The sequence below is a fragment of the Streptomyces sp. NPDC016562 genome, assembly GCF_043076955.1.
GTDB lineage: Bacteria > Actinomycetota > Actinomycetes > Streptomycetales > Streptomycetaceae > Streptomyces.
The window spans coordinates 729867-751999 of record NZ_JBIBRZ010000002.1 but is presented as its reverse complement, the minus strand read 5'-3'; the positions used below and the strand labels follow the sequence as shown (position 1 = coordinate 751999).

General features: G+C 72.9%; 17 protein-coding genes, 2 pseudogenes and 1 riboswitch. Of the genes and pseudogenes, 14 read left to right on the top strand and 5 right to left on the bottom strand.

Annotated elements, in window-relative coordinates; all coding sequences use genetic code 11:
- Positions 1–127 precede the first annotated feature (127 nt).
- Positions 128–958, top strand: a complete 831-nt coding sequence (gene fdhD / locus ACF059_RS11200; protein WP_392056606.1) for a formate dehydrogenase accessory sulfurtransferase FdhD — start codon at positions 128–130, stop codon at positions 956–958.
- Between the two features lie 15 nt (positions 959–973).
- On the opposite strand, the gene ACF059_RS11195 is transcribed toward fdhD, so the two are convergent.
- On the bottom strand, positions 974–1411 hold the full coding sequence (locus ACF059_RS11195) for a (2Fe-2S) ferredoxin domain-containing protein (RefSeq protein WP_392054576.1): 438 nt from the start codon (positions 1409–1411) through the stop codon (positions 974–976).
- A gap of 9 nt (positions 1412–1420) precedes the next feature.
- Positions 1421–2467, bottom strand: a pseudogene (locus tag ACF059_RS11190) (bile acid:sodium symporter family protein).
- 356 nt (positions 2468–2823) lie between these two features.
- Here ACF059_RS11190 and ACF059_RS11185 point away from each other — a divergent pair.
- The 7 genes from ACF059_RS11185 (at position 2824) to ACF059_RS11155 (ending at position 11950) form a co-directional block, all read left to right on the top strand.
- Complete coding sequence (locus ACF059_RS11185; protein ID WP_392054573.1) at positions 2824–3675, top strand: LysR substrate-binding domain-containing protein; 852 nt, start codon at positions 2824–2826, stop codon at positions 3673–3675.
- 188 nt (positions 3676–3863) lie between these two features.
- Positions 3864–5696 (top strand): AMP-dependent synthetase/ligase, encoded by a 1833-nt coding sequence (locus ACF059_RS11180; protein ID WP_392054570.1) that lies wholly within the window; start codon positions 3864–3866, stop codon positions 5694–5696.
- 107 nt (positions 5697–5803) lie between these two features.
- The gene (locus ACF059_RS11175) at positions 5804–7096 is read left to right on the top strand and encodes an ABC transporter substrate-binding protein (protein ID WP_392054567.1); all 1293 of its coding nucleotides are present in this window, start codon (positions 5804–5806) and stop codon (positions 7094–7096) included.
- Positions 7097–7105: 9 nt separating this feature from the next.
- Positions 7106–9808: an ATP-binding cassette domain-containing protein gene (locus tag ACF059_RS11170; RefSeq protein ID WP_392054565.1), complete on the top strand. Its 2703-nt coding sequence runs from the start codon at positions 7106–7108 to the stop codon at positions 9806–9808.
- The gene (locus tag ACF059_RS11165; RefSeq protein ID WP_392054562.1) at positions 9805–10578 is read left to right on the top strand and encodes an ABC transporter ATP-binding protein; all 774 of its coding nucleotides are present in this window, start codon (positions 9805–9807) and stop codon (positions 10576–10578) included. Before ACF059_RS11170 ends, ACF059_RS11165 begins: the two co-directional genes overlap by 4 nt.
- An 88-nt stretch (positions 10579–10666) precedes the next feature.
- Positions 10667–11515 (top strand): aldo/keto reductase, encoded by an 849-nt coding sequence (locus tag ACF059_RS11160; RefSeq protein WP_392054559.1) that lies wholly within the window; start codon positions 10667–10669, stop codon positions 11513–11515.
- A 9-nt stretch (positions 11516–11524) separates the two neighbouring features.
- The gene (locus tag ACF059_RS11155) at positions 11525–11950 is read left to right on the top strand and encodes an RICIN domain-containing protein (protein ID WP_392054556.1); all 426 of its coding nucleotides are present in this window, start codon (positions 11525–11527) and stop codon (positions 11948–11950) included.
- A 34-nt stretch (positions 11951–11984) separates the two neighbouring features.
- Here ACF059_RS11155 and ACF059_RS11150 read toward each other — a convergent pair whose 3' ends face one another.
- Positions 11985–12290 (bottom strand): 4a-hydroxytetrahydrobiopterin dehydratase, encoded by a 306-nt coding sequence (locus ACF059_RS11150; RefSeq protein ID WP_392054553.1) that lies wholly within the window; start codon positions 12288–12290, stop codon positions 11985–11987.
- 175 nt (positions 12291–12465) lie between these two features.
- Between ACF059_RS11150 and ACF059_RS11145 the strand changes: the two genes are divergently transcribed.
- Both ACF059_RS11145 and ACF059_RS11140 read left to right on the top strand, forming a co-directional pair.
- Positions 12466–14256, top strand: a complete 1791-nt coding sequence (locus ACF059_RS11145) for an FAD-dependent oxidoreductase (RefSeq protein ID WP_392054550.1) — start codon at positions 12466–12468, stop codon at positions 14254–14256.
- Positions 14257–14288: 32 nt separating this feature from the next.
- Positions 14289–15083 (top strand): helix-turn-helix domain-containing protein, encoded by a 795-nt coding sequence (locus ACF059_RS11140; protein WP_392054547.1) that lies wholly within the window; start codon positions 14289–14291, stop codon positions 15081–15083.
- On the opposite strand, the gene ACF059_RS11135 is transcribed toward ACF059_RS11140, so the two are convergent.
- Positions 15069–15485 (bottom strand): hypothetical protein, encoded by a 417-nt coding sequence (locus ACF059_RS11135; RefSeq protein ID WP_392054544.1) that lies wholly within the window; start codon positions 15483–15485, stop codon positions 15069–15071. The two genes, ACF059_RS11140 and ACF059_RS11135, sit on opposite strands and share 15 nt — an antisense overlap.
- Positions 15486–15752: 267 nt before the next feature.
- Here ACF059_RS11135 and ACF059_RS11130 point away from each other — a divergent pair, with 267 nt between their 5' ends.
- Positions 15753–16778 carry a hypothetical protein gene (locus ACF059_RS11130; protein WP_392054541.1) on the top strand — a complete coding sequence of 342 codons (1026 nt, stop codon included), beginning with the start codon at positions 15753–15755 and terminating at the stop codon, positions 16776–16778.
- 180 nt (positions 16779–16958) lie between these two features.
- The gene (locus ACF059_RS11125) at positions 16959–18401 is read left to right on the top strand and encodes an NAD(P)/FAD-dependent oxidoreductase (RefSeq protein WP_392054538.1); all 1443 of its coding nucleotides are present in this window, start codon (positions 16959–16961) and stop codon (positions 18399–18401) included.
- Positions 18402–18486: 85 nt separating this feature from the next.
- Here the strand turns inward: ACF059_RS11125 and ACF059_RS11120 are convergent, their stop codons facing one another.
- Positions 18487–19335 (bottom strand): bifunctional 5,10-methylenetetrahydrofolate dehydrogenase/5,10-methenyltetrahydrofolate cyclohydrolase, encoded by an 849-nt coding sequence (locus ACF059_RS11120; RefSeq protein WP_392056603.1) that lies wholly within the window; start codon positions 19333–19335, stop codon positions 18487–18489.
- 84 nt (positions 19336–19419) lie between these two features.
- A riboswitch (ZMP/ZTP riboswitch) is annotated at positions 19420–19513 on the bottom strand.
- Positions 19514–19570: 57 nt separating this feature from the next.
- Between ACF059_RS11120 and ACF059_RS11115 the strand changes: the two are divergent.
- Both ACF059_RS11115 and ACF059_RS11110 read left to right on the top strand, forming a co-directional pair.
- Positions 19571–20323, top strand: a pseudogene (locus ACF059_RS11115) (class I SAM-dependent methyltransferase); the annotation flags it as partial.
- Between the two features lie 225 nt (positions 20324–20548).
- Positions 20549–22129, top strand: coding sequence for an RNA polymerase sigma factor (locus ACF059_RS11110; protein WP_392054534.1), 1581 nt, complete (start codon positions 20549–20551; stop codon positions 22127–22129).
- Positions 22130–22133 lie beyond the last annotated feature (4 nt).

Below are 22133 nucleotides of genomic sequence, written 5' to 3'. Positions count from 1 at the left end.
ATTCGGGGTCCGGAATTTGGAGATTTCCGAGGGACCGGCTGCCGGGAGCCCCGCCGGAGCGGCAACCGGGACAATGAGCAGGTCGGATGTGGGCGGGACGGACGAGATGAAGGATGGGCTGATCACCATGGGACGGGTCACCGAGCGCCGTCGCGTCGTGCGGATCCGCAGCGGCGGGGTGGGCGTGCGCCCGGACACGCTGGTGGCCGAGGAGCCGCTGGAGATCCGGCTGAACGGCAAGCCGCTGGCCATCACGATGCGCACGCCGGGCGACGATTTCGCGCTGGCGGTGGGGTTCCTGGTGAGCGAGGGCGTGCTGGGCTCGGCCGGCGACGTGCAGGCCGTGACCTACTGCGAGGGCGCCACCGAGGACGGCTCGAACACCTACAACGTGGTCAACGTGCAGCTGGCCGCCGGAGTGCCGGTCCCGGACATCACGCTGGAACGGAACGTCTACACCACCTCCTCCTGCGGCCTGTGCGGCAAGGCCAGCCTGGACGCGGTCCGTACGGCGACCCGCTTCCCGGGGATCGCCGCCGATCCGGTCCGGGTCCCCGTGGAGGTCCTCAGCGCGCTCCCGGACCGGCTGCGCGCGGCGCAGAAGGTCTTCGACCGTACGGGCGGGCTGCACGCGGCGGGCCTGTTCACGGCCGCGGGCGAATTGCTCGACCTGCGGGAGGACGTGGGCCGGCACAACGCGGTGGACAAGATCATCGGCCGGGCGTTCCAGGCCGGCCGGCTCCCCCTGACGGGTACGGTCCTGCTGGTGTCGGGCCGGGCCTCCTTCGAGCTCGTACAGAAGGCCGTGATGGCGGGCATCCCGGTGCTGGCGGCCGTCTCCGCGCCGTCCTCGCTGGCCGTGGACCTGGCGCTGGAGTCGGGCATGACGCTGGTCGGCTTCCTGAGGGGGCCGGACATGAACGTCTACGCGGGCGAGGAGCGGGTCGTCACGGCGTAGCGCCCCCGCGTCGCGTCAGCGCCCGCGGCGGCCGCGGCGCGAGGTGTTCCCGGCCGGCTTGGGCGTCGGCGCCGGGGGGTCGATGCGGTGGAGGTCCAGGGTGGGCGGCACCGGGGTGGCGCCCGGGCCCCCGGACTCGGCCCAGGCGATGATCTCGTCGGTGGCGGTGTCGTCCAGGGCCCAGCCGAACCAGGCCGCGCGGGCACCGCGGCGGCGGGCTTCGGTGGTGGGCTGGACCACGATGACGTTGGCCTGGGCGCACGGGCCGAGGCAGTCGCTCGTACGCACGGCCAGGCGGCCGCCGGACGCGGCGGCGGCCTCGCGCAGCCGGGCGAGCTGTCCGGCGTGGTCGGAGCCGGGGTTCTTGCGGGGGTCGCCGCAGCAGCAACCGCGGCAGACCACCAGGGTGCAGGGACGTTCGGCGTGGGCGGCGAGGGGGCGTATCCAGGTCACCACCGCACGTTATCGGGCCTGGCGCATGGGCTGTTGGGGCGGCGGCGAGACCTCCGCCACACGTCCGGCGGCGCGTTCGGGCTCCGGGTCGCGGGCGCGGCGGCGGGCGATGACGGCGCAGACCATCAGCTGCATCTGGTGGAAGAGCATCAGCGGGAGGACGGCGAGGCCGGCCTGCGCCCCGAACAGCACGCTCGCCATGGGGAGTCCGGCGGCCAGGCTCTTCTTCGACCCCGCGAACTGGATGGCGATGCGGTCCGCGCGCCCGAAGCCGAGGCGCTGGGCGCCGTACCAGGTGGCGAGGAGCATGACGGCGAGGAGTACGGCCTCCACCAGCAGCAGGGCGGCCAGGCGCGGGACGCTCACCTGGTGCCAGATGCCGGCGGCCATGCCCGCGCTGAAGGCGGTGTAGACGACGAGCAGGATCGAGCCGCGGTCGACGCGGCCGAGTGCCTGGCGGTGGCGGAGGAGGAAGCCGCCGATCCAGCGGCGCAGGGCCTGTCCGAGGAGGAACGGCAGCAGGAGCTACACGGCGATCTTGAGGAGCGAGTCCGGGGAGAAGCCGCCGGAGCCGTTGCCGAGCAGGGCGGCGGCGAGGAGGGGGGTGATCACGATGCCGGCCAGGCTGGAGAAGGAACCGGCGCAGATGGCGGCCGGGACGTTGCCGCGGGCAATCGAGGTGAAGGCGATGGAGGACTGGACGGTCGAGGGGACCAGGCAGAGGAAGAGGAGGCCCTGGTAGAGGGAGGGGGTGAGGAGGTCGGGGACGAGGCCGCGGGCGGCGAGGCCGAGGAGCGGGAAGAGGAGGAAGGTGCAGGCGAGCACGGTGAGGTGGAGCCGCCAGTGGCGCAGACCGTCGAGGGCCTCGCGGGTGGAGAGCCGGGCGCCGTAGAGGAAGAAGAGCAGCGCCACGGCCGCGGTGGAGGCGCCGCCGACGAGGGCCGCGGCGGAGCCACGGGCGGGCAGCAGAGCGGCCAGGCCGACGGTCCCGAGCAGGGCCAGGACGTACGGGTCCAGGGGCAGCCGGGCGGGGAGGCGGGGGCGGGGGCGGCGCATGTGCGGTGCTCACTTGGTGGGGGGTGGGGTTGGCGCCCGCTCGGGGCTTGCGGGCTCGCCGGCTTGTAGGTCCGTGGGCTCGCGGGCCAGCGGGCTAGCCGGTCTACGGGGCTGTGGACTGCGGGCTCGTAGGTCCGTGGGCTCACGCGCCAGCGGGCTTGCCGGGCTGCGGGTCCGCGGGCTGCCGGCTTGGAGGTCCGTAGCCAACGGGCTTGCGGGTCCGCGGGCTTGCCGGCCCTGCGGGCCTGCGTGGCCGTTGGGCTCCTTTTATCCTCGCCGTTTGGCGGTCATCGGGAAACCCGTATGCCGTGCTCACTGTCATCGCGGTTCGCGATGGGCGGGGCTAGCCTGGTGGTGTGTACGACCCGGTCCAGCTGCGTACGTTCCTCACGGTGGCCCAGACGCTGAGCTTCACGCAGGCGGCGGGGCGGCTCGGGGTGCGGCAGTCCACGGTCAGCCAGCACGTGCGGCGGCTGGAGGAGGCGACCGGGCGGCCGCTGTTCGTGCGGGACACGCACAGCGTGGACCTGACCGAGGACGGCGAGGCGCTGCTCGGCTTCGCGCGGACGATCCTGGAGGCGCACGAGCGGGCGGCGGCCTTCTTCACCAGGACCCGGCTGCGGGGACGGCTGCGGTTCGGCGCCTCGGAGGACTTCGTGCTGACGCGCCTGCCGGAGATCCTGGAAGGCTTCCGGCACGAGCATCCCGAGGTGGACCTGGAGCTGTCGGTGGAGCTCTCCGGGACGCTGCACGAGCGGCTGGACGCGGGCCGCCTCGACCTGGTGCTCGCGAAGCGGCGCGGGCCCGGGGACGAACGGGGGCGCCTGGTGTGGCGGGACCGGATGGTGTGGATCGGCGCGGAGGGGCTGCGGGTGGATCCCGAGCGCCCGGTGCCGCTGATCGTCTTCCCGCCGCCGGGGATCACCCGGGCCCGGGCGCTGGAGGTGCTGGAGCGGGACGGCCGGGCGTGGCGGATCGCCTGTACGAGCGGCAGTCTGAGCGGCCTGATCGCGGCGGCCCGGGCCGGGCTGGGCGTCATGGCGCACACCCGGGGGCTGATCCCGCCCGGCCTGGTCCGCGTGGGCGGGCTGCCCGAGCTGGGGCCGGTGGAGTTCGCCCTGCTCCAGGGCCGTCGGCCGACGCCGGCGTCCGAGGCCCTGGCAGCCGCCGTCCTCGCCGGCGGCGACCGCCTGAGCCGCCGCGCCTGAGCCCGACGTACCGGCCGAGCCGACGTACCCGAACCCGCGCCCGCCTACGGGCCGCGCGTCGCCCCCTGCCCAGCGGGCGGGCCGTGCAGGCCTTGGGGGCCGAGGGGATCTTGTGGAGGTTTCCTCAAGGGTGCCGGGCTCGGGGGCCCGTGGGGTAGCGTCACGGCCCCAGCACGGAGAGGAGCGGGATGCCGTACGAGTTCAGCGTCCCACCCGTGGTCACGGCGGCGCCGGTCGGCGGGCTGGCCGACATCGTCTTCCAGCACGCCCGGCAGGAGCCGGACCGGGTGGTGCTCGGCCGGAAGACGGACGGGGTCTGGCAGGACGTGACGTCGGGGGAACTGGCCGCCGAGGTGCTCGCGCTCGCCAAGGGCCTGCTCGCCCAAGGGGTGCGCTTCGGGGACCGGGTCGCCGTCATGTCCCGTACCCGGTACGAGTGGACCCTCTTCGACTTCGCTCTGTGGGCGATCGGCGCGCAGCCCGTCCCCGTCTATCCGACGTCCGCGGCCGAGCAGGTGCACTGGATCCTGTACGACACCGGCTGCACGGCCTGCCTCGTGGAGAACGAGGACCAGGCCATGACGGTGGGCTCGGTCATCGACCGCCTCCCCGCGCTGCGGCTGCTGTGGCAGCTCGACGCCGGCGCGGTGGACGCGCTCGTCACCGACGGGCGCGGGGTCGCCGAGGACGTCGTGCACCGCCACCGCCGGGCCGTGACGCCCGACGCGGTCGCCACCGTCATCTACACCTCCGGCACCACCGGCCGCCCCAAGGGGTGCGTGCTCACCCACGGCAACTTCATGTACGAGGCCGACACGCTCGTGACCCACTGGGAGTCCGTGTTCCGGACGCGGCAGGGTGAGCAGCCGTCCACCCTGCTCTTCCTGCCGCTGGCGCACGTCTTCGGGCGGATGGTGGAGGTGGCGGCCGTCCGCGCACGGGTCAAGCTGGGGCACCAGCCCGTCCTGGCGGCGGCCGAGTTGCTGCCGGACCTGGCCGCGTTCCGGCCGACGTTCGTGCTGGGGGTCCCGTACGTCTTCGAGAAGGTCTTCGCGAGCGCGCGCCGCAAGGCGGAGGCCGAGGGGCGCACGGGTCCCTTCGACCGGGCGGTGGAGACGGCCGTGCGGTACGCGGAGGCGCGCGAGCAGAAGGCCTTCGGGCTCGGGCCGGGGCCTTCGGCGGCCCTGCGGATGGAGCACCAGTTCTTCGAGAAGCTCGTCTACGGGAAGGTCCGCGAGGCGATGGGCGGCCGCGTGCGGCACGCCATGTCGGGCGGGTCCGCGATGTCGCGCCGCCTCGGGCTGTTCTTCGACGGCGCCGGGATCACCGTGTTCGAGGGCTACGGCCTGACGGAGTCGTGTGCGGCGGCGACCGCGAACCCGCCGGGGGCGACGAAGTACGGGACGGTGGGCCGGCCGATCCCGGGCAGCACGGTGCACATCGCGGACGACGGAGAGGTCTGGCTGTCGGGCGGCCACATCTTCTCCGGGTACCTGGGCGACCCGGGCGCCACGGAGGCGGTGCTGCACGGCGGCTGGCTGGCGACCGGGGACCTGGGGCGGCTGGACGAGGACGGCTACCTCACCATCACCGGGCGGAAGAAGGACATCCTGGTGACCTCCAACGGCAAGAGCGTGGCGCCGGCCGCGCTGGAGGAGCGGGTCCGTTCGCATCCGCTGGTGTCGCAGTGCGTGCTGGTGGGCAACGACCGGCCGTACATCGCGGCCCTGCTGACCCTGGACATGGAGGGGATAGCGCACTGGCTGTCGATGCGCGGCCGGCCGCAGCTGCCGGCGGCGGACCTGGTGAGCGACCCCGAGCTGACGGCCGAGGTGCGCCGGGCGGTGGTGGCCGCCAACACCCTGGTGTCGCAGGCGGAGGCGATCCGCACCTTCAGGGTGCTGGCCGACCAGTTCTCGGAGGAGCGCGGGCTGCTGACCCCCTCGCTGAAGCTCAAGCGCCGGGCGATCGAGAAGGCGTACGCGGCGGAGGTGGCGGCCCTCTACGAGTCGCGGTCCTGAGCGGCGAAGAGAATCTGACGGGGCGTCACTTCACCTCGTCATTGTTATTGACGATCCGTCAGGTCACGCACAGAATGCGGGGATTCAGACCGGAGGGGATCTCAGCCATGTTGCGTCCGATCCGCACCCTGGCCGCCGCCGCGGCCGCCCTCGCGCTCGTCTCCGCCTGCAACTCCGCCTCCACGAACGGTGACACGAACGGCGACACCAAGGGCGCCGCCCGGGGCGGGGCCGGCGGTGCGTCCGGGAACTCCCGCGGGGTGAGCGCCGACTCCATCAAGGTCGGCGGCATCGTGTCGATGACCAGCGCCAGCGGCTACAGCAAGAAGGACACCGATCTCGGCGCCAAGGCGCGCTACCTGCGCGCCAACGCCGAGGGTGGCGTCCACGGCCGCAAGATCGACTACCTCGGCGCGGAGGACGACGGCCAGGACCCGGCGAAGAACCTCGCGGCCGCGCGCAAGCTCGTCCAGCAGGACAAGGTCTTCGCCGTCGCCCCCATGAGCTCGGTGACCTTCTCCGGCGCCGACTTCCTGGAGCAGGAGAAGGTCCCCACCTTCGGCTGGGGCACCCTGCCCTCCTTCTGCGGGCCGGCCCACATGTACGGCTTCAACGGCTGCCTGGTGCCCAGCCCCGGCGGCACCCTCAACCAGACGTGGCCCGAGGGCATCGGCCGGCTCCTCGGCGGCGCCCGCGGCAAGTCCGTCGCGATCATCGCCAACGACAGCGACGCCGGAAAGTTCGGCATCCGCACCTTCCAACAGGGCTTCGCCAGCGCCGGGTTCGCGGTCTCCTACGCCAAGGCCTCCGTGCCCGCCACCGCCGTGCCGAACGACTGGTCCGCGTACGTGAAGGAGATCCTCTCCAGCAACGGGGGCAAGGCCCCGGACGCCGTCGTCTCCGTCATGCAGACCCCCAACAACATCGGGCTCTTCACCGCGCTCAAGCGCAGCGGCTACAAGGGCCTGCTCTCCGACCCGACCGACTACGACCCGGGGCTGCTCGCCAAGGACGCCACCCGGCAGGCGCTCGACGGGGTGCACGTGCTGCTGCAGTTCCAGCCCTTCGAGTCGGCGGACCCGCAAATGGCGCAGTTCAAGGCCGACATCAAGGCGGCCGCGGGCGGTCAGGACGTCCCCTTGAGCATGCACATGCTCACCGGGTACATGTCGGCCGACCTGTTCGTGTCCATCGCGCGGAAGGCGGGCAGGGACCTGAGCGTCGCGTCCTTCCAGGCCGCCGCGCAGGGCTTCTCCGACACCGGAACGCTCGTCGGTGACCGGGCGGAGCCCAAGGGGCAGAAGGAGAGCTTCGGCTGCGGGGCGCTCGTACAGCTGAAGGGCGGCGCGTACGAGGTCTCCGTCCCGTTCAAGTGCTACGAACCCATCCCCTTCACGTAGGGCCGCGGCATGGGAGATCTGCTCGTATTCGTGCTGAGCGGTCTGGTCTCCGGCGCCCTGTACGCACTGCTCGCCACCGGGCTGGTGCTGTCGTATGCGGCGTCCGGACTGTTCAACTTCGCGCACGGGGCCACCGCCTACCTGTGCGCGCTCACCTTCTACGAGGTGCACTCGGGGCTGGGCTGGCCGGCCGTCCCGGCGGCGCTGCTGGTGGTGTGCGTCCTGGCCCCCGGGCTCGGCTGGGGGCTGGACCGGCTGATGTTCCGGCGTCTGGCGCGCGTGGGTGAGACGGCGCAGATCGTGGCGACCATCGGGCTGCTGGTGGCGCTGCCGGCCGGCGGACTGTGGGCGGTGGAGCTCCTGGCCGACGCGGGCGCGCCCGTGAAGCCGGCCGAGAACCAGTTCGGGCTGCCAGGGGCGGGGCCCAGCCCCGCGAGGTCCTGGCAGCTGGCGGACGGCGTCGGCGTCGACTCCGACCAGCTGATCACCTGGGTGGTGACCGCGCTCGTGGCGGTGGCCCTGTGGGTGCTGATGCGGCGCACCCGCCTGGGGCTGCTGCTGCGGGCCGCCGTCGACAACCGCTCGCTGACCGAACTGCGCGGGATCAGCGCCGACCGGCTGTCGTCGGTGGCGTGGATGATCGCGTCGGCGCTGGCCGGGCTGGCGGGTGTGCTGGCGACTCCCCTGCTGGGGCTGTCGGCGCACGACTTCACGCTGTTCCTCTTCGTCTCGGCGACGGCGGCGGTCATCGGGCGGTTCGCGTCCGTACCGCTCGCCTTCGCGGGCGGACTGGGGCTCGGGGTGCTGCAGAACCTGGTGGCCGGGTACGCCTCCTTCGCCGAGCGGATCACCGGCTTCCGCACGGCGGTGCCATTCCTGATCCTGTTCGGCGGACTGCTGGTCCTCACCCGCACGGCGCGCGCGGCGGGAGTCTCGGCCGTGGACCCACCGCCGGTGGACCATCTGGCGGGCGCGTCCTGGGGGCGGCGGTGGGGGGTGTGGGCAGCGGGCGCCGGGCTGTTGTGCGTGGCGTTCTACACGGTGACCACGCCGTTCTGGAGCGGGCTGCTGGCCCAGGGGCTGGCCATCGCGCTCGTGTTCATGTCCTTCACCGTGGTGACCGGGCTCGGGGCGATGGTGTCGCTGGCGCAGGGCACCTTCGTGACCGGGGCCGCTCTGGTGGCCGGGCTGCTCATGAGCCGGGGCTGGCCGTTCGTGGCGGCGCTGGCGGTGGGCACGTGCGTGGCGGCCCTGCTCGGAGCGCTGGTGGCACTGCCCGCGCTGAGGCTGGGCGGCAGGTCGCTGGCGCTGGCCACGCTCGCGCTGGCGTTCCTCGCCGACCAGGTGCTGTTCCAGCTGAGGTGGCTGCGCAACGGCGATTCCGGATGGCCTGTCCCGCGGCCGGTGTTCGGGCCGGTGGACCTGTCCGACGACCGGGCGCTGGGGGTGGCCCTGGTGGTGCTGGTCGCCCTGGTGGCCGCCGGGCTCAGCGCGCTGCGCGGCTCCCCGTCGGGGCGGGCGATGCTGGCCGTACGGTCGGCGCCCGCGGCGGCGGTGGCCTCGGGGGTGTCGGTGCTGCGGACGAAGCTGCTGCTGTTCACCCTGTCGGCCGGGCTGGCCGGCTTCGGGGGCGTGATGTACGCGTCGTACAACACCCGGATCACCGCGACGGACTTCACGGCGATGACGGGTCTGGTGTGGCTGGCGGTGGTGGTGGCCGCGGGGGTGCGGCGGCCGCAGTACGCGGTGGTGGCGGGGCTGGTGTTCGCGGTGGCGCCGCGGCTGCTGGCCGACTACGTGACCTCGTCCGCGCACCTGCCGGTGATCCTCTTCGGCCTGGCAGGGCTGGCCTTGGCCAACGATCCGGACGGGTACTGCGCGGCCCTGCCGGTGCGGTGGGCGAAGCGGCGCACTGCCGCGTCCCGGGGCTCGGCCGCGGATCCTGCGCAGCCATCGCGGGCGGGGCTTGAGGCGGCGGCTCCCGGGGGTACGGCTGAAAGCCCTGCGGCGCCGGCCCTGACCCTGCGCGGCGTCAGCGCCGGGTACGACGGCGGGCTCGTGCTGCACGGGGTCGATCTGGTCGTGCGGCGCGGGGAGATCCTCGCCGTGCTCGGCCCCAACGGCGCCGGGAAGAGCACCGCCTGCCGGGTCGCCGCCGGGCTGCTGCCCGTCGTGGGCGGGTCGGTGTACGTCGACGGGCGGGACCTGACGCGGGAGGGGGCCGTGCGGCGGGCGCGGGCCGGGGTGCTGCTCGCCCCCGAGGGGCGCGGGATCTTCCCCGCGCTCACGATCGAGGAGAACCTGGCCCTGTACCTCAAGGACGCCGACGCCCGGGCCGCCGTGTACGCCCGGTTTCCCCGGCTCGCGGAGCGGCGCGCGGTGGCCGCCGGGGCGCTGTCCGGCGGGGAGCAGCAGATGCTGGCCCTGGCCCCGCTGTTGCAGCGGCCGCCCGAGGTGCTGATCGCCGACGAGCCCTCGCTCGGGCTCGCCCCGCGCGTCGTGGAGGAGGTGTACGCGCTGCTCACCGAGCTCCGCGACGCGGGGACCGCGCTGCTGCTGGTGGAGGAGAAGGCCGCCGGGATCCTCGGGGTCGCCGACACCGTAGCGTACCTCTCCCAGGGCCAGGTCTCCTGGTGCGGCCCCCGCGCCGAGGTGGAGGCGGACCGGCTCACCGAGGCCTACCTGGGCATGGGGACGGGGATGGGCTCATGAGCGAGGCGTACGTGCTCCGGGCGCGCGGCATCGGCGTGCGCTTCGGCGGGGTCAGGGCGCTGACCGGGGTGGACCTCGGGATCCGGGCGGGTGAGGTGTGCGGGCTGATCGGGCCGAACGGGGCCGGGAAGACCACTCTGTTCGACGTCCTGTCGGGCATCCGGCGGCCCGACCAGGGGCGGGTGCTGCTGGACGGCGCGGACATCACCCGGCGCTCCCCCGTGTGGCGGGCCCGGCACGGGATGCGCCGGACCTTTCAGCGCCAGCAGCTGTTCGGCCAGCTCAGCGTGGCCGACAACGTGCTGGTGGCGCAGGAGTGGCGGGGCGGCGGTGGCGGGCTGGCCGCCGACCTCCTCGCCCTCCCCGCCCGCCGGGCCCGGGAGCGGGTGCGCCGGGCCCGGGGCGCGGCGGTGCTGGCCGACTGCGGGATCGCCGCGCTCGGGACCTCGTACGCCGGCGGGCTGCCCGTCGGCCGGGCCCGGATGGTCGAGCTGGCGCGCGCGGTGGCCGATCCGCCGCGGGTCCTGCTGCTGGACGAACCCGCGTCCGGGATGTCGGCGCCGGAGCGGGAGCAGCTCGCGGCGGTCGTGCGGCGGCTGGCCGCGCAGGAGGGCTGTGCGGTGCTGCTGGTCGAGCACAATGTGGCCTTCGTGATGGACCTGTGCGCGAGGGTGGTCGTACTGGACCTCGGGACGGTGCTGGCCGAGGGCACGGCGGCCGAGGTGCGGGCCGATCCGCTGGTGCGGGAGGCGTATCTCGGTACGGCGTAGGGACGGGAATACGTCGTAGGAGGGCCCGGTTGTCGCCCCTCGTACGACGCAGTACCGCCGACGCACCGACGCGAGGGAACGACCAGACGTGAACCAGGTCCCCACCATCAAGCTCAACAACGGCACGCTCATGCCCCAGCTGGGCTACGGCGTCTGGCAGATTCCGGACGCGGAGGCGGAGCGTGCCGTCGGGACCGCGCTGGAGGCCGGCTACCGCAGCATCGACACCGCCGCCATCTACGGCAACGAGACCGGCACCGGCAAGGCCGTCGCCGCTTCCGGGCTGCCCCGCGAGGACCTGTTCGTCACCACCAAGCTGTGGAACAGCCCGAAGCAGCGCTGGGGCCGCGACCAGGTGCTGCGCGCCTTCGACGACTCGCTGGCCAAGCTGGGGCTCGACCACGTCGACCTGTACCTGATCCACTGGCCGCGCCCGATGCGCAACGATTTCGTCACCATCTGGAAGACCTTCGAGGAGATCGCGGCGAGCGGCCGCGCCAAGGCGGTCGGCGTGTCGAACTTCCGCACCGAGGACCTGGACCGGATCGCCGCCGAGAGCTCCCTGGTGCCGGCCGTCAACCAGGTCGAGCTGCACCCGCTGCACCCACAGGCCGAGCTGCGCGCCGAGCACGCCGCGCGCGGGATCGCCACCGAGGCCTGGTCCCCCCTCGGCCAGGGCAAGGAGCTCCTCACCCTGCCGGCCGTGGCCGAGATCGCCGCCAAGCACGGGCGCAGCGCCGCCCAGGTGGTGCTGCGCTGGCACCTTCAGCTCGGGAACATCGTGATCCCGAAGTCCGTGACCCCGGCGCGCATCCGGGAGAACCTGGACGTCTTCGGCTTCGAGCTGGACGCCGCCGACGTCGCCGCGCTGGACGCTCTGGGCGCGGGCGCGGCGGGCCGCCGGATCGGGCCGGACCCGGCCCACTTCGACGCCTGAGGGAGCCCGGTGAACCTTCCCGAGGGTCTGTACAGGATCCGCAACGTGGACAGCGGGCTGGTGCTCCAGCTGGAGGGGGCGTCCCGGGTGCGGGTCGGCCCCGACGGCCCGCCCGCGCCGGAGGCCGCCCGCCGGTGGCGCATCGCGCCGGTGCACAGCGGCGGCGGGGTCTTCCACGTGCTGAGCGAGGACAACGAGCGGCGCCTCGACGTGGCGAACGCCTCGACGGAGAGCGGCGCCCGCGTGCAGGTGTGGCGGGCCAACGCGTTCGGCGCGCAGGAGTGGGTCGTCGAGGAACACCTCGACGATCCCGGGGTGGTGTCCCTGATCGCGTGCATCAGCGGCCTGCCGCTGGAGGCGGACGGTGAGGGCCGCGTCCGGCAGGGCGAGGACACCGACTCCCCGTCCCAGTGGTGGCGCCTGGAGCCGGCGTAACCCCGGCGGCCCCGGCGCACCGCGCGCGCTGACGTCAGCGCGCGTGGTGCGCCGGGGCGAGGGCTTCGACGCGTTCGGCGAGGGCGAAGTCGTCCTCCGTCACCACACCGCCCGCGTCGTGGCTGTTCACGGAGAGGCGGACCGTGTTGTAGCCGAGCGTCAGGTCGGAGTGGTGGTTCAACTCCTCCTGGACGGTGGCGATGTGGGCGACCAGGGCGCTGGCGGCGAAGTGCGTGCCCAGCCGGTAGGTGCGCACGATCCGGTCGTCTTCGAAGGCCCAGCCGGGAAGCTCCCGCAACCGGTCCTCGATCTCCTTCTGTGACAGCGGCTCACTCGGCATGCACCGGCTCCTTTTCCCCGTGACGTGGTGTCAAGGTTCCCACAGTGCACACCCGGACGGCCCTTTCGCGCCATAGTGCGCCCGGGTACTTCTGGGTCCTTCCGCGTCCACCGCGCCCCCCTTATGCTCCTGCGCCGGACGTGACTGTTACCAGCGGTAACGAGGGGGCTTGCGCATGACCGGCACAGGCAGTTCCAGGCGTACGTTCATCGCGGGCGCGGGCGCGGCGGCCGCTGCCGCCGGCGCGTTACCGGTGGTGGCGAGCACCCCGGCGGCGGCCGCCACCACGACGGCGCCGGCGCCGAACGGCCGCCGCGTCGCCGTCCTCGGCGGCGGCGTGGCCGGGCTGACCGCGGCGCACGAACTCGCCGAGCGCGGCTACGCCGTCACCGTGTACGAGCGCCGGGCGCTCGGCGGCAAGGCGCGCAGCATGGACGTGCCGGGCAGCGCCCGCGGCGGCCGCAGGCCGCTCCCCGCCGAGCACGGCTTCCGCTTCATCCCCGGCATCTACCACAACCTGCCGGACACGATGCGGCGCATCCCCTTCCCCGGCAACCCCCGCGGGGTGTGGGACAACCTCGTCGCGCCGCGCGAGATGATGTTCGCCCGGGCGGCCGGCCGCGAGGACCTGCGCGGGCCCATCCCCTGGCCCGAGCACGCGCCGGCCGAGCTCACGCCCGACGAGCTGCGGCGGGCCCTGACCGGCATCCTGCAGTCGCTGCTGCGGCTCCCGCCGCACGAGACGGCGTACTTCGTGGACCGCGTGCTCGTCTTCCTCACGAGCTGCGACGAGCGGCGGAACGAGGTCTGGGAGCGGACCCCCTGGTGGGACTTCGTGCGCGCGGAGCAGATGTCGCACGAGTACCAGCGCATCCTGGCCGTCGGTGTCACCCGCAACATCGTGGCGACCAAGGCCGAGGAGGCCTCCACCCGTACGGTCGGCACCCTCGGCGAGGCCTTCGTCTTCAACCTGCTGGGCCGCGGGGCGGACGGCCCGCCGGACCGGATCCTCAACCTGCCGACGAACGAGGCGTGGATCGACCCGTGGGAGGCCCATCTGCGGTCGCTCGGAGTGGAGTTCAGGATCGGGTGGACCGTACGGGAGGTGCAGTACGGGAGCGGGCGCGTGAGCGGGGTGGCCGTCGAGGGTCCGGACGGGGCCCGGCAGACCGTCGTCGCCGATCACTACGTCAGCGCGCTGCCCGTGGAGCACGCCCGCCGGACCTGGAGCACGGCGCTGCGGGCCGCCGATCCGATGCTGGGGCGCTGCGACAAGCTGCAGACCGACTGGATGACGGGCATCCAGTTCTATCTGACCGAACGGGCGCCGCTGGTGCACGGACACCTCAACTGCATCGACTCCCCCTGGTCGTTGACGGCGATCCAGCAGGCCGAGCACTGGCCGGCCCGGAACTTCCCCGCCGACTACGGGGACGGCACGGCCGTCGACTGCCTGTCGGTGGACATCTCGGAGTGGGACAAGCCCGGCATCCTCTACGGGAAGACCGCCAAGCAGTGCACGCGCGAGGAGGTGGCGCGCGAGGTGTGGGCGCAGCTGAAGGCCTCCCTGAACGACACCGGGAAGACCCTGCTGAGCGACTCCAAGCTGCATTCGTGGTTCCTGGACCCGGGCGTGGACGGTCTGGGCACCCCGCATCCCACCAACCAGGACGAGTTGCTGATCCACCCCGTCGGCACCCTGCACAACCGGCCCACCGCGGGCACCCGCATCCCGAACTTCTACCTCAGCGGGGACTACGTGGCGGTCGACATCGACCTGGCGACGATGGAGGGCGCGAACGCGTCGGCGCGGGCCGCGGTCAACTGCCTGCTGGACCGCGACGCCTCCGCGGCCGCGCGGTGCACGGTCCGGCCGATGTACCGGGCGCCGGAGGTGGAGTCCGCCAGACGGCACGACGCCTGGCGCTACCGCCTCGGCCTGCGGAACGTCTTCGACCTGGGCTGACCCGGTGCGGACGCTCGGCTACCGTCGGGAGCATGACCACCACGACGCCCACGGTCGGCTCCCTGCTCCGTACGTGGCGGGAGCGGCGCGGTATCAGCCAGCTGGAGCTGGCGGGCCGCGCCGACTCCTCGTCCCGGCACATCAGCTTCATCGAGACCGGGCGCTCCCGGCCGAGCGAGGAGATGGTGCTGCGGCTCGCCGACCGTCTCGACGTACCGGTCCGCGAACGCAACGCCCTGCTGCTTTCGGCGGGTTACGCGCCCCGCTACGCGCAGACGGCGCTGGACGACCCGTCGATGGGGACGCTGCGCGAGGGCATCCAGCGGCTGCTGACCGGCTACGAGCCCTACCCGGCGCTGGTCGTGGACGCCACGTACGACGTCGTCGCCGCCAACACCGGCATCACGATGCTGCTGGAGGGGGTGCCGGAGCACCTGCTGGCGCCGCCGCTGAACGCCATGCGACTCACGCTGCACCCCGAGGGCCTCGCTCCCAGGATCCACAACCTCAGGGAGTGGCGGGGCCACCTGCTGGCGCAGATGGAGCGGCAGATCGCGCTGGCCCGCTCCGAGCCGCTGCGCGCGCTGTACGAGGAGGTCTGCGCCTACCCGGTCGCCGAACGGCCGGGCGACCGCGCACCGGACGAGCCCGTCGCGTACATCGCGCTGCCGCTCCTCATCGAGCACGACGGCCGTCTGCTGTCCTTCGTGTCGTCGATCGCGACCTTCAACACGCCCATGGACGTGACCGTCGCCGAGCTGGCCATCGAGACCTTCCTCCCGGCCGACCCGGCGACGGCGAAGTACCTGCGCTCACTGCGCGACTGAGCGCAGGGCGAGCTGCTGGAGCAGGGCGAACGAGGCCACGGTGACGGCCTGCATCGGGATCCACAGCAGGCCGGCGGTGGTGGGGCTGAACCAGACCAGCAGGGACACCAGGCTGAGCGCGGCCCAGGCGTAGTTGGCCTCGATGACGCACTTCACGGGGAGGACGGGCGGCCGGCGGCGCGAGGCGAGCCAGCCGACCCCCGCCCCGAACAGGGTCAGGAACAGGCCCAGTTCCAGCAGGACGCCCTGGCCGACCCCGAGCAGCCGCCCCAGTGGGGCGGAGAAGGCGACGTAGGCGAGTCCGTTCCCGGTGGTGACCACGGAGTCGAGGGCGAGGAACCTGCGCAGCATGGTCTGCGGCGCGGTGGTGCGGGCGAGGGTGCCGAGCAGGGTTGCGGACATGGCGGATCAGCCTCCGTCGAGGGTCGAATGCGCTGGTGGGAGACGGGGTCCGGAGCCGAGTGCGCGGCTCCGGAACCCGATGACCCCACCTTGCCGGGCGGCCGCGGTGGGGTCGATTACCTCCGAGGTCATGCCAACGTTCTTTGAGGTGAACGGCAGGAAACGTTGGGTTACCGCTGGTTCGGCAGGGGGCGGGCGGTTACGCTTCACGCAGCCCAGCCCACTCGAACGTCTTGTCGACTCATGGAGAATCGGGAGAATCCGCCGGTGCGAGCCGCCGCCCGACCCGACCTCGCCGCGATCTGGCGGCGCGTGGAGGAGCTGTCCGAGCGGCGCGGCCAGGACCCGGCCGAGGTACTGGCGCCGGAGCGGCTGAGCCATCTGTGCGGCGTCGATCCCCTGCGCATCCCCGCGGTGGTGGCGGGCACCGCGGCCGAACTGCCGCTGGAGCGGCGCGTGCACGAACGCTTCCTGCGGCTGCGCGCCACCCGCCGCGACGCGCACGGCCGGGAGTGGCCGCTCGCCGCCATCGCCTCCGACTTCGACGCACCGGGCGCCTCCCTCGGCCCCCTCAACGCGGGCGCCGGACTGCCCAGGCTGGGCCACGCGGCGGGCGTCCAGCGGTTCTTCGGCGTCTACGCCGGTTTCCTCCTCGCCGACCACCGCAGCGCGGTGGAACGGGCCCTCGTCCTCGCCTCGGACAGCGCGCAGGGCGCTCTCGGCGCGGAGGGCGGCGCTCACGGGACGGAGGACCTGGAGCACCTCTCGTACCTCACCGGCATCCCCCCGCAGGCCATCCGGCTCACCCTCGACGGCGCCCCGCCCCGCCTCCCGCTGAGGGAACAGGTGCGCCAGCGGTTCGCGCACCTGCGCCGCACCCGCCCGCGGGAGGACGGGCAGCCCCACTCCCTGGCCGCCATCGCCAAGTCCTTCGACGCGTCGGGGCAGTCGCTGACCCGCCTCGCCCAGGGCGAGGGCCTGCCGAACCTCGCCGCCGCGGCCGGGATCCAGCGCTTCTACGGCGTCGAAAGCGGCTTCCTGCTGGCCGACGACACCGAGGCGCTGGCCACCGCCCTGACCGGGATCGCCCGCGAACTGGAGTCGGCGGAGCGGGAGCAGGAGAACCCGATGCTGGCCGTGATGCGTTCGCACGACGTGCGGAGCATCGTCACGCGGGCCGGCCGACTCTCCGCGCGGGGCTGGAAGTCACTCGCCGCCCACCTGGACGACCTGCTCGCGCGGGAGGGCCAGCTGGGCCGTCCGGCGGGGACCGACGAGGGGAACGCCCCATGAGGACCACACCCGCGGGCCGCATCCGGCTCCACGCCGGGAAGAACCGTTTCCGAGGCGATCGAGCGCATCAAGTCCTCGCTCGGCAGGAGGCGTCGGGTCACCGCACATGACCCCCGCCACCCCGCCGACGCACTTCCTCCGCCGATGCCTTCGCACGGCCCTGACAGAGAGCACCACACGATGACCCAGTCTTCACCGCCCCGCCACGCCGTCGTCATCGGCGGCAGCCTGGCCGGCCTCCTGGCGGCCGCCGTCCTCGCCGAGCACACGACGGTCACGATCATCGACGCGGACCCGCTGCCCGAGGGCCCGGCGCCGCGGCGTGGACTTCCGCAGGCCCGGCACACGCACCTGCTGTGGTCGGGCGGGGCACGGGCCATCGAGCAGATACTGCCGGGCATCACCGAGGACTGGACGGCCGCCGGAGCCATCCGCCGCAGTCTGCCCACCGACCTGGTCACCAAGACCGCCCAGGGCTGGATCCCGCGCTGCGGGGAGAAGCAGTTCAACATCTCGTGCAGCCGCGACCTCCTCGACTCGGTGGTCCGCGCCCGGGTGACGGCCCTGGAGGGCGTCTCCACCCTCCAGCGGAGCCGGGTACGGGGCCTGGAGGGCAACGCGGCACGGGTCATCGGCGTCCGCGTCGACACCCCGGAGGAACGGGACAGACTCGTGACCGCCGACCTCGTGGTCGACGCGAGCGGGCGCGGCTCCCGCGCCCGGGGCTGGCTCCAGGAGCTCGGGGTGACCGGCATCCGGCAGGCCCAGGTCGACTCCGGGCTCGTCTACGCCACCCGCATCTTCGAGGCGCCGGCCGGCGCCCACGCGTCGGGCTTCCCCATCATCAACGTGCAGTCCGACCCGCGCGTGCCCGTGCCCGGGCAGACGGCCACCATCGTGCCGATCGAGAACGGCCAGTGGCAGGCCACCCTGTCCGGCACCCGCGGCGGTCAGCCGACGGGCGACCCGGACCTGTTCATCCCGTTCGCCAAGGGCGTCCGCGACCCGATCGTCGGCGAGCTGCTGGAGGGCAAGAAGCCCCTCACCGACGTCGCCGTCACCCAGGGCACCGCCAACCGGCGGGTCTACTTCGAGAAGGCCGACCTGCCCGACGGGTTCTTCGCCGTCGGCGACTCGGTCGCGACCTTCAACCCGCTGTACGGGCAGGGCATGACCGTCGCGGCCAAGGGTCTGCTGGCCGTGCGCCTCCTGCTGCGGTCCAAGGGCCTGGCCCACCCCGCGATCGGCCGGGAGGCGCAGCGCGCGATCGCCCCGCAGGTGTCCATCGCCTGGGACCTCGCCACCTCGCAGGACATCCTCTACCCCGGGGCCACCGGCATGAAGCCGCGGGCCGGGGCGGGACTGCTCAACGCGTACGTCAACCGCCTGATGACAGGCGCCACCACCGAGGAGGCGCTCACCGCCGCCCTCTTCAAGGTGCTCACCATGAGTGCCTCGCCCACCCACTGGCTGCGCCCGTCGGTGATCTGGCACGTGCTGCGCGCGTCGGACCGGGGCGCGCTCAAGGCGGCGCCGCTGACCGCCGCCGAACGCCGGATCGCCGGGCTGGACCAGGAGGGCGACGGGGTGGGCCCGGCCAGCCCGGTGGGCCGGGCCCTGTGACGTAGGCCATGCAGGGCGGCTATGAGAGGCGGGCATGAGAAACGCCCCGGACCGTTCGCTCCGGGGCGTCCTCGGCTTCGGCCGCTCAGACGAGGTCGGCCAGCTCCAGTCCGGCCTGCGCGGCGGCGGCCTGGACGGTCTGCTCCAGCAGGACGGCGATGGTCATCGGGCCGACGCCGCCCGGTACCGGGGTGATCAGGGAGGCGCGGGCGGCGGCCGACTCGAAGTGGACGTCGCCGACGTTGCCCTCGTTGTAGCCCGCGTCCAGGACCACCGCGCCCGGCTTGATGTCCTCGCCCCGGATGAACTCGGCCTTGCCGACGGCGGCCACCAGTACGTCCGCCTGGCGCACGATCGACGGCAGGTCGACGGTGCGGGAGTGGCAGTAGGTGACGGTGGCGTTCTGCTCCAGCAGCAGCATCCCGGCCGGCTTGCCCAGGATCGCGCTGCGGCCGACGACGACGGCGTGCTTGCCGGTCAGGTCCACGTCGTAGGCGGCCAGGAGGCGCATGATGCCGCCGGGGGTGCAGGAGACGAAGCCCGGCAGCCCGAAGCCCATGGCGGCGAAGGAGTGCATGGTGACCCCGTCGACGTCCTTGCCCGGCGCGATGGCCTCGAAGGCGGCGCGCTCGTCGATGTGGTGCGGGACGGGGTGCTGGAGCAGGATGCCGCTGATCTCGGGGTCCTCGGACAGCGCGGTCAGCGTGGCCACGAGCTCCTGCGTGGTGGTCTCGGCCGGCAGCTCGACGTGGCGCGAGGTGATCCCGGCCTTGGAGCAGCGATTCTGCTTCATGCGCACGTAGGTCACGGAGGCCGGGTCCTCGCCGACGAGCACGGTCGCCAGGCAGGGTGCGGTGCCGGTGCGCTCGGTGATCTTCGCCGCGTAGGCGGCGGTCTGCTCCGAGATGCGGCGGGCGAGGGCGGTGCCGTCCATCAGCCGGGCAGAGGCGGTGGCGGTGGCAGGGGCAGAGGCAGACTGGGCAGTCGTCACGGGGTCTCCTGAACGTCGCTGCGGATCGCGGTTCGCCCAGGCGCGCGGCAGTCGGCGTACCGGAGTACGCCGGGCCGCTCCCCGGTGGTGATCCACCCGAACGCCAGTCACGGCCCGCCGACCACTGTAGTCGACCAATCCGGTGGTTGCCCGGCGCCCGACCTGGGACGATCGATCCATGACGCGCACTTTCGACCATCTTGTCGCCGAGGCCGAGTCCGTCTCCGTGGACGGCTGGGACTTCTCCTGGCTCGACGGCCGGGCAACCGAGCAGCGCCCGTCGTGGGGCTACCAGCGGCTGCTGGCGGAGCGCCTGGCCCGGGTCCGGTCCGCGCTGGACATCCAGACGGGGGGCGGCGAGGTCCTCGCCGGATCCGGTCCCCTGCCGCGGCTGATGGTGGCCACCGAGTCCTGGCCGCCCAACGTCGACCGGGCGACCCGGCTGCTGCACCCGCTGGGCGCGGTGGTGGTCGCGGACTCCGACGAGCCGCCGCTGCCCTTCGGCGACGAGGCCTTCGAGCTGGTCGCCAGCCGGCATCCGGTGACCATCTGGTGGGAGGAGATCGCCCGGGTGCTGACGCCGGGCGGCACCTACCTCTCGCAGCAGGTCGGGCCGGCGAGCGTCTTCGAGCTCGTCGAGTACTTCCTCGGCCCGCAGCCGGAGGAGGTCCGGCGCGGCCGGCACCCCGACGACGCGGTCGCCGCCGCGACCGCTGCGGGCCTCGAAGTCGTCGATCTGCGCTCCGAGCGACTGCGGACGGAGTTCCACGACATCGGAGCCGTGATCTACTTTCTCCGGAAGGTGATCTGGATGGTGCCCGGCTTCACGGTCGGGCAGTACCGGGACCGGTTGCGGGAGCTCCACGAACGGATCGAACGCGAAGGCCCGTTCGTCGCGCACACCGCCCGCTTCCTCATCGAAGCCCGCAAAAAAGGGGTGACGGGGAGGGCGGACGGATCCGGGCCGGATCGGGTTGCGCGGCCACAGCGTGGCGCAGGTCACTCAATTCAGCGCGTAACGAATCGACTCGGGCATGCGATGAACCGACAGGCGTCCTCGCGCGGCCCGGAATACAGACCCCCCTCGGGTCTGTTTCCCAAGTTCGCGCGATGATGTCCCGCCCACCCCTTATCTGTTCGCAACGAGAGGCTCCTTGTGTCGCTCAGCCCGTCCCGTACGTTCCCTCCGGAGATCGCCGAATCGGAGGCCCTCGTCGCGCTCGTCGAGCGCGGCCGCGAGCAGGGTCACATCAACGGTGACGACGTGCGCCAGGCCTTCGAGGCCGGCCGCATCCCGGTGGACCAGTGGAAGCGGGTCCTGCGCAGCCTGAACCAGGTCCTGGACGAGGAGGGTGTCGCCCTTCACGTCAGCGCGGCCCCCGCCACCAAGGCTGCCGCCAAGAAGCCCCGCAAGGCTGCCGCCGCCCCGGCCCGCACCGTGGCCAAGAAGGCTCCCGCCGCGCCGCGCCCCATCGGCGCGCGCAAGACCTCGGCCGCCACGGCCACGGCCACGGCGATATCCGCTGCGCCGGCCGCCGCCGTCGGGGACGAGGCTGCCGCGGAGGCCGCCGCCGAGCCGAAGAAGCGCACGGTCAAGAAGGCCGCGGCCAAGAAGACCGCGGTGAAGAAGACCGCCGCGGCGAAGAAGACCAGCGCCAAGGACGCCGACGAGGGCGAGACCCCGGCCGTCGAGGGTGAGGACTGGGCAGCCGAGGACCTCGTCGACGAGGCCGAGGAGGAGACCCCCAAGCCCGGCGGCACCCAGGGCTTCGTCCTGTCCGACGACGACGAGGACGACGCCCCGGCGCAGACGGTCATGGTGGCCGGCGCCACCGCCGACCCCGTCAAGGACTACCTCAAGCTCATCGGCAAGGTGCCGCTCCTCAACGCCGAGCAGGAGGTCGAGCTCGCCAAGCGCATCGAGGCGGGCCTGTTCTCCGAGTACAAGCTCGAAGAGGAGGAGGACCACAAGCCCGCCTTCAAGCGCGAGCTGGAGATCCTGGTCGAGGACGGCCGCCGCGCGAAGAACCACCTGCTGGAGGCCAACCTCCGCCTCGTGGTCTCCCTCGCCAAGCGCTACACCGGCCGCGGCATGCTCTTCCTGGACCTGATCCAGGAGGGCAACGTCGGTCTGATCCGCGCCGTGGAGAAGTTCGACTACACCAAGGGCTTCAAGTTCTCCACGTACGCGACGTGGTGGATCCGCCAGGCGATCACGCGCGCCATGGCCGACCAGTCGCGCACCATCCGCATCCCCGTGCACATGGTCGAGATCATCAACAAGCTCGCCCGCGTGCAGCGCCAGATGCTCCAGGACCTGGGCCGCGAGCCCACCCCGGAGGAGCTGGGCAAGGAACTGGACATGACCCCGGAGAAGGTCATCGAGGTCCAGAAGTACGGCCGCGAGCCGATCTCCCTGCACACCCCCCTGGGTGAGGAGGGCGACAGCGAGTTCGGTGACCTCATCGAGGACTCCGAGGCGGTCGTGCCGGCCGACGCGGTCTCCTTCACCTTCCTCCAGGAGCAGCTGCAGTCCATCCTGGGCACGCTCTCGGAGCGCGAGGCGGGCGTGGTCTCGATGCGGTACGGCCTCAACGACGGCCAGCCGAAGACGCTCGACGAGATCGGCCGCGTGTACGGGGTCACCCGTGAGCGCATCCGCCAGATCGAGTCGAAGACCATGTCGAAGCTCCGCCACCCGTCGCGTTCGCAGGTGCTGCGCGACTACCTCGACTGAGCCG